This window comes from Paraliomyxa miuraensis, from assembly GCF_026337845.1.
GTDB lineage: Bacteria > Myxococcota_A > Polyangia > Nannocystales > Nannocystaceae > Paraliomyxa > Paraliomyxa miuraensis.
The window spans coordinates 1-13,964 of sequence record NZ_JAOVZF010000114.1; the positions used below are offsets into that span (position 1 = coordinate 1).

At 68.1% G+C, this 13,964-nt stretch carries 12 protein-coding genes; 2 read left to right on the forward strand and 10 right to left on the reverse strand.

Annotated elements, in window-relative coordinates:
* From OEB96_RS00685 to OEB96_RS00700, 4 genes are all read right to left on the reverse strand, one after another.
* Window positions 1-2,185, reverse strand: a 2,185-nt coding sequence (locus OEB96_RS00685; protein WP_266213439.1) for a type VI secretion system Vgr family protein, incomplete at its 3' end; no start/stop codon positions are given.
* Complete coding sequence (locus tag OEB96_RS00690; protein ID WP_266213440.1) at window positions 2,175-3,236, reverse strand: hypothetical protein; 1,062 nt, start codon at window positions 3,234-3,236, stop codon at window positions 2,175-2,177. The genes OEB96_RS00690 and OEB96_RS00685, both read right to left, overlap by 11 nt.
* Window positions 3,233-4,162: a PAAR domain-containing protein gene (locus OEB96_RS00695; protein WP_266213441.1), complete on the reverse strand. Its 930-nt coding sequence runs from the start codon at window positions 4,160-4,162 to the stop codon at window positions 3,233-3,235. The genes OEB96_RS00690 and OEB96_RS00695 overlap by 4 nt, the downstream gene beginning before the upstream one ends.
* 244 nt (window positions 4,163-4,406) lie before the next feature.
* Window positions 4,407-5,204: a hypothetical protein gene (locus OEB96_RS00700; RefSeq protein WP_266213442.1), complete on the reverse strand. Its 798-nt coding sequence runs from the start codon at window positions 5,202-5,204 to the stop codon at window positions 4,407-4,409.
* Window positions 5,205-5,442: 238 nt separating this feature from the next.
* On the opposite strand from OEB96_RS00700, the gene OEB96_RS00705 reads away from it, so the two are divergent.
* Entirely contained in the window at window positions 5,443-5,670 is a 228-nt protein-coding gene (locus OEB96_RS00705) for a hypothetical protein (protein WP_266213443.1), read from the forward strand.
* A gap of 259 nt (window positions 5,671-5,929) precedes the next feature.
* Here OEB96_RS00705 and OEB96_RS00710 read toward each other — a convergent pair whose 3' ends face one another.
* From OEB96_RS00710 to OEB96_RS00720, 3 genes are read right to left on the reverse strand one after another with little or no spacing between them, the layout of a single operon-like run.
* Window positions 5,930-6,814, reverse strand: coding sequence for a hypothetical protein (locus OEB96_RS00710; protein ID WP_266213444.1), 885 nt, complete (start codon window positions 6,812-6,814; stop codon window positions 5,930-5,932).
* A gap of 2 nt (window positions 6,815-6,816) precedes the next feature.
* Window positions 6,817-8,538, reverse strand: coding sequence for a serine/threonine-protein kinase (locus OEB96_RS00715; protein ID WP_266213445.1), 1,722 nt, complete (start codon window positions 8,536-8,538; stop codon window positions 6,817-6,819).
* A complete protein-coding gene (locus OEB96_RS00720; protein WP_266213446.1) occupies window positions 8,535-10,118 on the reverse strand; it encodes a serine/threonine-protein kinase in 1,584 nt (527 codons plus the stop codon). The genes OEB96_RS00715 and OEB96_RS00720 overlap by 4 nt, the downstream gene beginning before the upstream one ends.
* Window positions 10,119-10,551: 433 nt before the next feature.
* Between OEB96_RS00720 and OEB96_RS00725 the strand changes: the two genes are divergently transcribed.
* Window positions 10,552-11,832 carry a sigma 54-interacting transcriptional regulator gene (locus OEB96_RS00725; RefSeq protein WP_266213447.1) on the forward strand — a complete coding sequence of 427 codons (1,281 nt, stop codon included), beginning with the start codon at window positions 10,552-10,554 and terminating at the stop codon, window positions 11,830-11,832.
* A gap of 124 nt (window positions 11,833-11,956) precedes the next feature.
* On the opposite strand, the gene OEB96_RS00730 is transcribed toward OEB96_RS00725, so the two are convergent.
* The 3 genes from OEB96_RS00730 to OEB96_RS00740 form a co-directional block, all read right to left on the reverse strand.
* Window positions 11,957-12,788, reverse strand: a protein-coding gene (locus OEB96_RS00730) for an IS5 family transposase (protein WP_266213448.1) whose coding sequence is annotated in 2 segments (ribosomal slippage) — window positions 11,957-12,418 and window positions 12,420-12,788 — 831 coding nt in all. Because the reading frame shifts where the segments join, the coding sequence is not laid out codon by codon here.
* Between the two features lie 86 nt (window positions 12,789-12,874).
* Entirely contained in the window at window positions 12,875-13,270 is a 396-nt protein-coding gene (locus OEB96_RS00735; protein WP_266213449.1) for a DUF7668 domain-containing protein, read from the reverse strand.
* 15 nt (window positions 13,271-13,285) lie between these two features.
* Window positions 13,286-13,964: HNH endonuclease (locus OEB96_RS00740; RefSeq protein ID WP_266213450.1), on the reverse strand; the 679-nt coding region annotated here is incomplete at its 5' end.

Below are 13,964 nucleotides of genomic sequence, written 5' to 3' on the forward strand. Positions count from 1 at the left end.
TGGTCTCGATCTCGGTGGTCGGGCCCTTGAGCACCGCCATGCTCGCGGTCACCGCCACGAGCATGTCGGTGCCCAGCTCGATCTTCTTGGCCGCCCTCAGCGTGGCCGCGTCCTGCTCGAGCAACAATGCCGCACCCGGGCACTCGGCCGAGATCCGCGGGGCTCGGAGCACGATGCCGTCGGGGCGAAGCTCCAGGCGGCTGCTACCGCAGCAGAGCACGATCGGCTCGACCGACCGCAGCTCGAAACCTCCCGCGGGCGCATCGGGCTCCGTGTCCATGGGAGCGCTGGCGGACTCGGCGGGGGGTGGGACGTCCCCGACGTGCACCGCGTAGCCACCGCGAAAACGGGCGGTCGCCTTGCCGCTCACGATGTGGCGGTGCTCGCCGGCCGTGATCGTTGTGTCGTCCTTGCCGACCCTCGCGATGCGCGAGCCCTCGACGGCGAGGGTTTGGTTGCGACGCACCTCGGTGCAGTGATGGGCGAGCACCTGCTCACGGAGGTTGCGCTGGGCATGCAGGAACACCTCCTCGGCCCCCGCCAAGTCCTCGAACGACAGTTCGTTGAAGCCCCCGCCAGCGATGGTCCGGGTGCGAAGCACGGTACGGGTCGCGTGCCCGGGCAGCTCGTAGGGCGGCCCCGCTACGCCGTCGTGGACGCAGGCGCAGCAGATCGGCCGGTCGGGGTCGCCGTCGATGAACGACACCAGCACCTCGGTGCCCACCCGCGGGATGAACACTGCGCCGAAGTCGTCACCCGCCCACGGTGTGGCCACGCGTAGCCAGCACGACGTGGGCTCGCCCTCGTGCTCCTGCTCGTCCCACAGCATGCGGACCCGGACGCGACCGAAGCGATCGGTGTGGATCGCCTCGCCGGGTGGCCCCGTGACCACGGCCGACTGCATGCCCACGGCCCGGGGTTTCGGGCTCGGAGGCGGCACGACTTGTGCTCGCAACGGCTGACACTCGAGGTCGTTGCCGTAGACGAACGGCGGCCCCTCGGCTTCGCCCGTGTCGTCGGCGAGCACTCGCAGGTCCTCGGCTCTCGCGATCGCCTCGCCCCCGAGCTCGCGTGGACCTTCTGAGCGAGCCTCGTGGCGAACCGCCGTCACCACCCACTGGTCGCCGAGCTCGTCGTCGGGCCCCTCGAGCAGCTCGAACACCGAGCCCGCACGCAGGCCGATCACATTGGAGCACGCGCGCAGCCGCGTCGCCGTCGCGTGGTCACGCCCCCGCTGGAGCTGCACCCGTCGCCCCATGCGGTCCGCGGCCAGTCCCTCCGCCGCCGCGGCTTCGTCGAACCGTCCCTCGTCCGCTTCCCACCACTCGCCGACGGCCGCGGGGTCGAGCGTGCTGGTCTCCGCGCGCACCGATTGCCCCGGCACCTGCCAGTCCCACGCCGTCGCCGTCCACTCTCGCCGCCGCAGCCGGCTCTGGCGACCCAGCGCGGCGATACCCTCGAACGGTAGCTCGTCGACGTCCTGGCCCACGAAGGGGATCCGCGGCGGCGACCGGTCGTCGTTCTCGAGCGGCTCCCGCCCCGCGTTGGGCAGCGCCTCGTTGGCGTCGAACAGCACCACCGTCTCGATCCCCGCGTCGTGGTCGAAGAGCACGGTGATCCCATCGTCCGCGAGGATCCGCAGCACGAAGTCGAGGTCGGTCTCGCGGTACTGGACGCAATAGTCCCGCGGCGGGTGGAGCCGCAGCAGCCGCTCCACGCAGACCAGGCCACCGTGCTCGGCCAGCACCGGACCCATCACGGCCAACGCGATCTCCACCACGCATTGGCCCTGGAACATCCGGCTGCGTCGCGAGAGCCCGAGCAGGGCGAACGCGGGCACCACGTGGAGTTCCACCATCGGCTCGACCTCGCTCCCTTCGACCCCGCGAACGAGCTCGGCCTCGAGCACGATGCCGTGCACGGTTCGCCCATGGGTCCCGCGAGCAAGCTCGAGCACCACGCGCCCGCCGAGCAGCCCCTCGAGCCCCGCCTTGGGCAGGGGGCCCAGGGCCGTCACCGCGAGCGCGTAGGGAGCATGCAGGCGCTCGTCGAGCACGAACGACCGCACCGCCCACTCGTGCTCGTCCGGGTCGCCCCGGAGCTGGAGGTACAGCCGGACGCGCGGCGACGGCAGCTCGTCGAGGCCATCCGGGAGCGCGTCGTGGGCCTGAACGTCATGCGGCATGGGGGGTGTGCTCCTCGGGTTGGATCTCGGTGGTGGCCACGGCGATCTCCAGCGCCCGGATCGCCCGCATGCGATTGAGCGGGTAGCGCTCGGGCGAGGCAATCACCGCCGTGTAGTCGAAGCTCCAGCCGTCCACGTCGCGGTGGGCGAAGCGGAGCTCGAAGGTCTGCTGGCTGTCACGGGCGGTCGCAAGGTAGATCCCCACGAGCCCCGACGTGCCCATGGCCGAGCCCGGGGGGATCCGCTTGGGCTGACGAGCGAGCGCGATCCCGTTGATCCACAGCTCGTGGTGCAGTCGGTGCTGTCGCGTGTGCACCGGCTCGGGGCGGTCGTACTGCCAGCGGGTGGCGTCGATCCGCAGACCCACCGAGCCCTGCGCCGCGTCGGTGGGCTCGGCCACCCATCGCGTCATGCCCAGCCATGGGGGCGGCTGCGGTCGGGCGGTCCAGGACTCTGGCAAGCAGAACGCCATGTGCGGTCCGCCGCGGCGCACCCGGGGCTCCACCTCGCGGCAGAACGTCGGCCGGTCCAGGGCCATCAACACCCCGCACGGCCACAAGACGTCGTGCATCCGGTCCCAGGTCGAGGCAGGCCCGGCCACGTCGACCCGCAGCAAGCGCCCGTTGTCGACGAACCCGGTCGCGCGGCGCACCTCTACGCGGCGGTCGCTCGTCCGCAGACCACCCACCTCGAAGCGCGGGTGCCAGCGGGCCTCGAGCGGCTGAGCCATCGCGATCGACCAGCCCGCGAGCTCCCAGCCATGACGCACCCACTCCACCGGGTCGACGTCCCACCGCAAGCGAGTGGCCGACACGATGATCCGCGGGCCCTCGATGTCGGGGTCGGGCGCGAAGAGCCCGAGGATCTCCGGGCGCCGCGCCGGGGCCTGGGCACCAAGGCCCTGCACGCGGCCCCAGCCCTTGGGGATCGGCAGGGAGTAGGCCAGGGTCGGATCGCCGGTCGGCACGATCGCCTGGCGGCGGTGGGTCTGCGCCACCTGCTCGAGCACGTGCGGCGCGTCGCGAAAGGGTGGGGCTCGTAGCGTGGTCATCGTCGGTCGTCCTCTCGCCTTGCTTCGGCCCAGAGCCGAGTCGGCCGGGCCACGCCCTGGGCGCGTGCGCGTGGTCCGTCGAGCGCGAGCCCGAGGACTTCCTTGCGCTCACTCGGCTCGGGCTCGATGCGGCGCCACGAGAACGGAAGGCGGGCGGGTCGCGGCGAGGGCTTGGTCCCGGTCGAGCACCAGCCCACCACTGGTCGCGGCGTCGGCCCGATCACCACCGATGGGCAACCGACCGCGATCGGGTTGAACCCGTGCGGCCCCTCGTCCACGTAGTCGCCGACCCGCAGGGCCGGGAAGCCGTTGATCTCGACCTTGGTCTGCGTCGCCACGAACCCGCCGCCGGCATGCGGTTCGAGCTCGGCCCGGGGGCACACGTGGCCGTCGCAGCTACGCAACGCTGGGCGGCCACCGATGAAGACATTGGGGCTGCCCGGGCCCGGCGCGACCGGATCGCCGTGGAGCATGACGTCGCCCACCCGCGCCGCGAACCCGGCCGCGGGCGTGAGCACCAGCTTGCTCCACTGCTCCAGGCACCCGTGCTCGCTCCCGTCGAAGCACCACACCGCGTCGTCGACGTCGACCGCGAGCAGGTACTCGGGGTGCTCGGCCAGGTCGGCGAGTGGCTCGAACACCGCCGGCTTGCTTGCTCGCAGGGGATCCCGAGATGCGATCATCGGCCGGGGCCGGCCATCCGCACGCGAGCACCGTGCGGTGTCCCGCAGAGCCGGCTCGAGCAACGCCCGAAGGGACTGGGCTCGGTCGTCGTCGAGCCACTCCACCGTGTGGGTCGGTTGCCTGCCCTCGGGTCGAGGCTTCCTTCGACGGAAGCGCTCGGGAAGTCGCACCGCGTCCACGACCTCGGTCAAGGCATCCCAGGCGCCCAGGGTTGGGTTCACAGGTGGGGGGTGGAGGGTCATGGGTACTCGTTGGAGGTCGCTAGGCGCAGCCGCATCGAGGACGCAAGAACCCGACGCAGCCACGGCAATTGGCCACGAGCGAGGAGCGGCGCCCTTCGAGGAGGCGACTATCTACGGTGGATGTACCTACGGGGGCTGATGATGATCACTGGGGGCAAGCATGTCCCTCCCGCCGCACCGTTCGGGAGCAGTCGTGGGGCACGTCTACGGTAGAAGGACTCGAGGGAAGGTCCCGGGTCGATCTCTAGGGCACGTCGGCCCCCGCATGGTCCGCGGTGCCATCGATGGAGGGGCGGGGGTCACCGTCGATGTCCGTCGACGGATCGCCCGTGTTCCAGTTGGCCACGTCGGCGAAGGCTGACGTGCCAGAGGCAGTGAGGTGGTAGTCGCCGCCGTTGAAATTGACGAACCATCCGGCGCTGAACGGCCCCACGTTCGCCTCGGTTGCTGTGGCAACGATGGTCGCCGCGGCACACGACAGCTCGTCGGGCGACGTGCCGCCCTGGCTGACGATGATGGAATTGCGAACGTCAACCGCAAGTGGCGTGGTGCAGCTCAACGCCGGGGTCATGCCGAACGTGCTCGCGCTGATCGTGCTGTAGAGCACTGACGCGGACGCATCGACGACCTCGACACCGATCACGTCCGTTCCGCCGCCGACGAAGCAGTTTCGCAACGTCAGCTCCGCGGCGTTCTGCGCCACGAGGCCACCGCCCGAGTTCTGCACGATGCGGGTGCGGTCCACCCACGCCTGGCCCCCGTCGACCACGAGGCCCACATCGTCGGCGTTGCCCGACAGGCGCAGGCCGTCCAGCAGCACCGTGGCATCGCCCACCGTGATCTGCGGTGCACCGCCAGCGATCAGGGCCAAGGTGGGTGTGTCGCCTGCGTTCGCCAGCAACGCCAGCACCCGCCCGCCATCCACGGTGACTGCCTCGTCGTAGTTCGCCTGGTGCACGATGATGGTCCCTTCGGTCATCATGTCGAAGCTGCTCACCGCGGCGCCGATGGTCGTGTACGTCTGGCCGGGCCCGACGTGCACCACTGCATCGTTCGGCAGGCACGCACCCGTGAAGAAGTTGCACGCCGCATCTCCGCACTGGTCGTGCTCGACACACGGCACGCAGGTGTTGGTGGCGTCGTCGCACACCGGGGTCATCCCCATGCACGCCTCCGGGGCTGCCGCGGTGCACTCCACGCACGCTCCGTCGAGGCAGACGGGGTTGGCAGGGTCGAGGCCGGCGCACGCCGCATCCGCCTCCGCCCCGAATGCATCGCACGTGACACACTCGCCGCTGACCGGCTCGCACAACGGCGCCGCTGCGTCCGGGCAATCCTCGTTGGCCACGCAGGGCATTGGCCCCGTGGTGCTGCTCTCGCTGCTTCCGCTGCTACTCTCGCCGCTGCTGCCCTCGGTCCCAGAGCTTTCCTCGCCCGTGCTGGTGCTCGAGCCACTGAGGCACGCGGCGTCCTCAGCGAACGAGCGTCCCCCTCCGCATGGGCTGTAGCAGGCGTCGTCCTCCGGCCGCTCGTCTACGCATCCGTCCCTGCCAAGCGTGGGACCACAGGTGCCCCTCGTACAGAAGGTTCTCTCTCCCGGGTAACGCTCCGCGCAGGTCTGATCCCCGTCGAGCAGCGCGCAGTGGTCATCATTCGGTCCGACGTTCAAGCATCCCATCGAGATGCCCACGCCGAGCCCCGCGATCACGCTTGCGCTTCGAATCATCACGTTGATTGGTTGCATTCCGCACCCGTCCTTCCGTTGGCTCAGAATCGTCCGCGCAGCACGGCACCCGCGTGGGTTCCATCGAGCACGGGGCTCAACGTCAACCGCTCGCCCCCACCGTTGCCCTTGCGTCCACGGATCGCATGAGCGACCAACAAGCCGATTCCCGCTCCGGTGACGACACCGCCCATGATCGCGAGTACGGTTCCCGGAGGGCGGTAGTCACGTTCTCCGATCTCCTCTTCATCGGCCGGATGCACCTCCCGTGTCCCGACGGCTACGAGACCGATGCCCACTCCCAGCGAGACGCAACCCGGGACCAGGAGCCCCAATCCAGCATTGCGCATGATCAAGTAAGGTGCGGTGGGCCGTGCCCCGTCCTCGGCCGCTGGTCCGGTCACTTCGGCGATGCCCTCGGCCGCCTCGCTGGTGTCCTGCTCCTCGGCCGTCAGTTCGTCATCAGGCCCCGGATCCTCTGCCACGGCTGGCTCCGGTTGCTCGGGCAGGTGCTCCACCGCTTCCACCACCCGAGTCCGCACCGATGCGAGCAGCTTGGTCTCGTCGCACTGCAAGCAGGTCGTGGGTTGTCCGGCGTAGACCTCATTGCCGTCGGAGGTCACGGTGACGCGAAAGATCAGCTCGTCACGCTTCCTCTTGTCCTCGAACGGCCGCACCTCGATCTTGACCTCGGTCGTGGCGTCGTCCTCGATCGCCACCCCGTGTTCGTCCCGTAGGATCCCCTCGACCGCCTCGCGCACCTGCGGCTCCAGTGTCTTGGCCTGCTTGGGATCGAGCCTATCCCCCGTCACGTGGAGGCGCACCGGGACCGGTCCAGCCCAGGCAGTGCCCACGACGAGCTGCGCAGCCACGACCATCGCCGCCAGCGTCGTCCACGACCACCGCTTGCTCGGTGCCTTGCATCCCATGGCTAGGGTTTCCACACGTCCTGCTCGCATGTCGTCTTCCACTTCGAAGTCTCGGGGTCGCGGGAACTCATCGCCAGCCGCACGCACGCGTTGTTCTGGCCAGTCTCGGCAAGCGCTCGCACCCTCAGTCGCGTGCGCTCGGCCTCGTCGGGCCAGCATCGGCCATCCCGCGTCGCCGAGAGAACCTTCTTCCATGCCTTGCGACGATATCCGTCATGAGCGCGTTGACGCTGAGTCTCGCACGAGGTCGCCGACGCCGAGTCCGACGGCTTCACCTTCGGCGGCTGAGACTCGTCCGACGGCGCCACGGGCTCGGTAACCGTCGCGTCCCTGTCGGGACTTGCGGGCTCCGAAGTGGGCTTGGGCGGCTTCACCTCGCTGGCAGGGCCGCTTGGCCCTGGGATCTCCTCGGGCGGCTCGACCGGAGCCGTCAGCTCCTCATCGCTCGGAGGCACCTGGGAGGTCGTCTTCTGCGGGGCGGGCTCCTCGACGCCCTCGTGCCCCTCGACCGCAGGTGATGCCGATCCGTCGGGCTCCTCCACCGCGTTGGCCAGCCGCCATCCGATCACCCCGCCGATCACCAGCATCGACAACGCTAGCAGCGCCGCCATTGGCAACAGGCGCCGTAGCGCCGGCCTTGGCTCGGCTGCCACTTCCGCGAGCGTACGCGGCTCGAGTTCGTACTCGTTCGGCTTCGTGGCCGTGGGCACGGGCTCGAGTTCGTCCTCGCTCGGCTTCGTGGCCGTGGGCGGGGGTGCCAACCCGTCTTCGCTCGGCTTCGTGGCCGTGGGCAGGGGCACCAACTCGGCGACAGCGGGCGGGAAGATCCGGTCGAGTCGGTCGAGCAGTTCCGCTGCGCTTTGGGGGCGCGCCTTGGGGTCGCGGCGAAGGCAATCGTCGACCAGCTCGACCAATCCATCGGGAAACGGCAGGTTCCAGCGCTTGATCGACTTCACCTCGCGGTGCGACGTCTGCTGCCACTCGATGTACTCGTCCCGATCGAGGTGAACGAACGGGTTGCACCCAACGAGCATCTCGGTGAGCACGACCCCGAACGCGAACACGTCCATCGTCGCTGCCGGTACCGCGAGCATGGCTTGCTCGGGTGCCATGTAGCCCTCGGTGCCCGGTACCTCGTCGAGCACGGTCAACCGACTTCCGTGGGTCGAGGTGGGAGAGTCGAGCTCGCCCGCGAGCCCGAAGTCGAAGATCTTGGCGACCTTGGTCCCCGATTGGATCAAGATGTTCGACGTGGTGAGATCGCGATGCACGATGCCGGCGGCATGAATCGCTGCGAGCCCACGCGCAAGCTGCCGGGCCCACTCCGCGACTTGGTCCATCGGAACCCGACGAAGCATCGCGAGCTCCATGGCCAGCGTGGGACCCCGGACCGACTCCATGGTCATGAACAGTCGACCCTCGCAGTCGGCCAGCTCGCCCGCGTCGATCACCGACACCACGTTCGGGTGGGTGCGTACGCCGCGGGCATACTCGGCTTCATTGCGGAATCGACGCTCGCGCTCGGGCCGGCCCATGTACCTCGTGGCGATCAGCTTGAGCGCCACCTCCCGCCGTCGTCGTCGGTCGTAGGCAAGGTACACCTCGCCCATCCCGCCTCGCCCGAGCTCGGAGCGCACTTCGAAGCGACCAGAGCCGACCGTGCGCCCCTCGAGCGAGGATCCATCCGAGTCCGCGGCGCGCAACGGCTGGGAGTTCGCGCTCATCGCCGCACCTCTGCCTTGGGAAGGCTCACCTGGCATGCGATGGGAACCACCGCGCCGAAGGTGAACGTGGCCAACAGCAACAACCCAAACGGCCCGGCGAGGAGGTCACGCCACGGGACGACCCCTTGGACGGTGCCGCCGAAGGTCCTCGACACCCACCCCATGCGGGTGAACATGCCCATGGCCGGGGCCAGCTCCCTCGGTCCTGCGTCTCTTGCCGGGCCCGTCGCGGTGAACGAAGGCGGAGGACGGCGAACGGTTGGCTCGCGCTTCGGCTCGGCTTTCGCCTCCGGCTGCTCCTCGCCACGTCCTCGATCTCGCGCCCCCTCTCGCTGCGCCTCGTCCCCCATGGCCCCGTCGCCACGGACCTCGGCGGCATCCGCCGCCGCGCTCGGCTTCTCGTCGTTGGCGATCGGCGTGTCGCACGGCTTGAAACGCGCGGTGGTCTGGACCTCGAACGGATCGGAGCCCTCGTCCATGGCCCGATGCAGTCGCACCTCCGCATGGGCTCGGGGTTGCAATAGAGTGCGCGGGGAAGCGTCTCCGCTTCGCTCCTGCGGGGCGTCGGATTCCAACTTCCACTTTTGGGCGTCGTCTCGCGCGCGGTCCTTGCCCAACTTGCGCATGTGATCGACCCATAGCTCCGGGTCTCGGTGAGCGAACCGCGTCAGGCCCGAGTGCGGTTCGCCGAAGTACCTCTCGTAGAGCTCCTGGATCTCGATGGGTGAGGAGAACAGCTTGATCGGTAGCTTGTCGATCCGCTTGATCACTTCCACTGCCGAATGCGGGCGATCCGCCCACGATACCGCCAGCATGTCGCGCAAGAGATCTCGCAGTTCCTCGGGCACGTCCGGGCGCCGCAGCTCCGGCACGCTACCCTCGAAGATGTCTCGGAGAACGTCGTCCTCGGTCTCGCAGTGACTTCGGAAGCGCTCACCTTCGATGAGCTCGAAGATCAGTGCCCCCACCGCGTAGATGTCGCTCTCGACCCGCGGGTTACCCTGCGCCTGCTCCCGCGGCATGTAGACGAGGTTGCCCTTCATGCTCCGCGTGGTTCGACCTCCTGCGATGCGTGCGACTCCGAAGTCGAGCAGCTTGATCTCACCTGACGAGGACACCATCACGTTGTAGGGGGTCACGTCGCGGTGGACGATGCCCTTCTTCTTCCGGTCGACCTTGTAGTTGTGGGCGTAGTGGAGCGCGCACAGCAGTTGGATCGCGATCGAGAGCACCAAGGAGAGATCGAGCGGTTGGTCGCGCTTCTTCAACAACGTGTGGGCGAACTGCTTGAGGCTCACCCCGTCGACCCAGTCCATGATCATGTAGAGTTGGCCGTCGACCTCGCCCACGTCGAACACCGTCACGATGTTGCCGTGGTTGAACTTCATGCTGGTCCGCCCCTCGGAGAGGAGCATCTCGCGGAAGCGCGGGTCAGCCGAGAGCTCGGGACGAATCACCTTCACCGCGACGGGCTTGATCGAGTTGCCCACCCCGAACCGAGCGCCCGCATACACCTGGGCCATGCCCCCCTCACCGATGAGGTTGAGGATCTCGTGTCCTGGGATGACGATGTCGGTCATGGCTCGTGCTACGGGCTGAGGGGCTCGGTTAGTCTCGCGGACGACCTCGATAGGGTCGAGGCCGCGGGGAGCGAGAGCCCCCTGCAGCGGGTCGGCCGACCTATCATCAAGTCCCGTGCCAGAAGTGCGAGTTAGTGAAAACAGGAGGATAGAGTCGGCGGTCAGTGCGCGGGTGGTACCTTTCCGGCCTTTTGGTCCGAGAAGGTACCACCCCCTGCGACGGGCCACCGCTCAGCGAGCGACCGGATCCCTGCGTGGCACCAAAGGTCCACCTCGGTCGAGGGTCGCGACACCGGTACGCAGCGGTTCGGCTGGGCAGTGCCTCCGAGGGCTTCCCCTTCGCGTCTGCCCTGGTACCTTGTCGGACGTGTCAAAGCCGGTGTTGCAGGTGTTACAGAGTACGGTTCGGCAACCGCCTCCGCCGGCGATCCTCGTGCGTCGCCCCGGCCAGCTCCGGCTGCGGATCACGGGTGGGTCCGCTTCGCCTCGGGCCGAGACCTTTACCAAGGATCGGATCATCTGCGGCCGCAGCGTGGTCAACGACATCGTGCTCGACGATCCCTCGCTGAGCGGGACGCACTTCTCGCTCAAGCTGGTGCAGGACGGGGTGCGGGTCATGGATCGGAGCAGCACCAACGGCACCTGGTTCTGCGGCGGTAGGGTATCCGAGCTGATGCTGTCCGCCGGGATGTCCTTCACGGCGGGTGCCTATCGCTTCGAGATCCTCGGGACCGATTCGGTCGAGGTTCCCGTGCTCACGGCGAGCGAGTTCCACGGCATGCACGGCGAGAGCGCGGTGATGCGCGAGGTCTTCGCCCGGCTCTCACGGCTGGCCCTGACCGACCTCGACTTGTTCGTCGAGGGAGAGACGGGCACGGGCAAGGAGATGGTCGCTCGGGCGCTGCATGCCGCGTCCCCGCGGTCGCACCTTCCGTTCGCGGTACTCGACTGCGCGTGGCTGACCCGCAACCTCGCCGAGGAGGAGATCTTCGGGCACGTCAAGGGGGCCTATACCCAGGCCCACGACGCCGCGCCCGGGTGCTTCGAGGTGGCCAACGGAGGGACGCTGTTCATCGATGAGATTGGCGAGCTGCCGATCGATCTCCAGCCGCGACTGCTGCGGGTGCTCGACCGACGGGAGGTCCAGCGGCTTGGAGAGCGGAAGCCGCGGAAGGTCGACGTCCGAGTGGTGGCGGCGACGAACCGCGACCTGCGGCAGATGGTGGCCGACGGGCAGTTCCGGGAGGACCTCTACTTCCGCTTGATCGAGGAGAGCATCCGGCTACCGCCGCTGCGGGAGCGGGACGGGGACGCCAACCACCTCGCCGACGTCTTGTTGACCAAGCTCTCGCAGGAAGTTGGACGCGAGCATTCGCTGACCGGCGAGGCCCGCGAGGCAGTGAAGCGCTACGGGTGGCCCGGAAACGTGCGCGAGCTCTACAAGGTGCTGCGCCGGGCGTCCCGGCTGGTCCAATCGCCGGAGATCGGTCCTGGCGACCTGCGGCTCGGGTCCGTGCATGCATCGGAGCGGGAGATGGGGTGCTTCGAGCTGCCCTTCTCCGAGTTCGAGACGGAGTACTTCAAGCGGCTGATGGCGGACTCGGGTGGGAACCTCAGTGAGGCGGCACGGCGGTCTGGGTTCAGTCGCAAGGCGCTGCGCGAGCGCTTGAAGCGGCATGGGGTGTACGAAGGAGCGGCGGGGGATGAGTCATAGCCCTCGCCAGGGCTCCATCCAAGACATATGGCGTCGGCTCGCATCGGCTCCTCCGCCCAGCGTCAAGGCGCGCGGGGTGGTACGGATAGCCAGGTGTTGGCCATCGAGGTGGTTGGCTAAGAACCTATCCCAGTAGGCCGGTAGCTCGCCATGCGATCAGCCCGCAGACCAGGTGCAGCATCCCGATGTAGGACGACGAGCGTTTCTCCCATCGCACCAGGATCCGTCGAAAGCGGTTGAACCAGCTGTGGGAGCGCTCGACCACCCACCGCCGAGGTTTGCCACGACGACGGCGACGCGCTCGAGCTTCCTCTCCACGATGACGAACGTGCGGGACGAGGTTGTACTCGGCCAGGATCTTCAGGACGAACTCGAAGTCGTAGCCCTTGTCCAGGCACATGTGCTGGGGGTGCTTCTTCGTGGGCTTGGGTCGGCGGATCGGAATGCTATCGAGCGTCTGCTCCACGAGCTTGCAGTCGTTGCGGTTGGCTCCGGCGACCGTCACGCCCACCGGGACGCCCTTGGCTTCGACCAGCAGGCTGCGCTTGACCCCGCCCTTGCCTCGGTCGGTGGGGTTGGGGCCCACATTTTTCCCCCCCGAGCGGTGCCTTGGTCATCGCTCCGTCCATCGACAGCCAGCTCCAGTCGATGCCGACCATCTCGTCGTAGACCAATAACCCCTGCCTCCAGAACTTCTCGAACACACCTGCCGCGGTCCACTCCTGGAACCGGCGATGGGCGGACGAACTCGAGCAGATGCCGGTCGCGCTCAGAGCATTCCACTGACAGCCCGTCCTCAGCACGAAGAGGATGGCGTCCATCGCGTCACGATCGGGTACTCGCCTGCGGTGGCAGCCCAGCGGGTGATTGTCCTCTGGCACGGGCAGCAGCGGCTGGATCTTGCCCCACAAGGCGTCGGACATGCGCCAATGGTCGTTCGGCTGGAGAAGCCCCATGCCGCCTGCCTAGCCAACCGGATCGGTGCGGCAATCGGACCGTCGGCGTCAGCCGTCGCCCTACCGGGGGCCTACTGGGATCGGCTCTAAGGGACGTGGATCGAATCGACTTCGATGCGGAAGCCATCCTTGGTCTCGAACACTCGGACGCTCAGCACCAAGTCGCTTTCCCCCGATTCCGCAGTCCACAGATCCACCAGTACTTCCCAGTGGGTTCCCATCCACTGAGCAATGGACGTGCCCCATGTATTCTCGGGAAGCTCGACGAGCGTTTCACCGTAGTCCGCAATGTAGTCTCTGATCTGGTCTGTGACGGCCGTCCTGATGGGGGCAACGGAGGCCGGCCGTTGACTCAGAGCATAGTCACCAGCAACGAACGACCTTACGATCTCGCTCAGGGTCGGTCGCCAAGCGCCTGCTATGGGGTGGGCCGCATCTTCGTCTTTGACGGCTGCTGGCAGGGGGTGCGTGGACTGGCTCATGGAAGCTCCTCAGACTCAGGGCCTATGAAGCTCGAGGTGGCAATCAATGCACACCTCAACGTGATTGGCATCACTGGTCGGTCCCCCATCAGCGTGTCGGTTGATGTGGTGACCGCGGGAGTTCGATGCGCCGATATGTGTACCGCACCCTCGACAGGTGTTGTCTTGTGCTTCGCGCTTCGCCGCCCGTTCCTTGGGAGTCCAGACCCGCTGCGGGTCGCGCTGTGACTTCGGTACTGAGCCAGGCCCACGCGGCGGTTTCGGCAGAGGACCTGCCGAGTCGATTCCCCGTGCGGCCTTCCGCACGTCCCCCGCCGCGTCCGCGACGTCGGCGACCGTATCGACGGCATCCCCGAGCCGCTTGCCTGCCTTGCCGCCGGGGATGAGGCTGAGCAGCCCCTCGGCCCCGGAGGACATGAGCACGTCGAGGGTGTCCTCGCCATTGTCGAGCCGCTGGACCGCATCGTACACCGACTTGAGCGTCGACACGATGGGGATGAAGTCGGTCCCGATGTCCGCCGCGGTGCGGGCCAAGTCGTCGATTGGGGCGTCCCAGATGTAGACCGGGCCCCGCTTGGTCACGCCGCCGGAGCACGCGGCGATCTCGGCACACATGTCCGGGGTCACCCGGATCGTGAACTCCGGCGTACCGCCGGGCTGTCCGGCGTCGCTGCCGTGACGCGTGTGGCCGGCC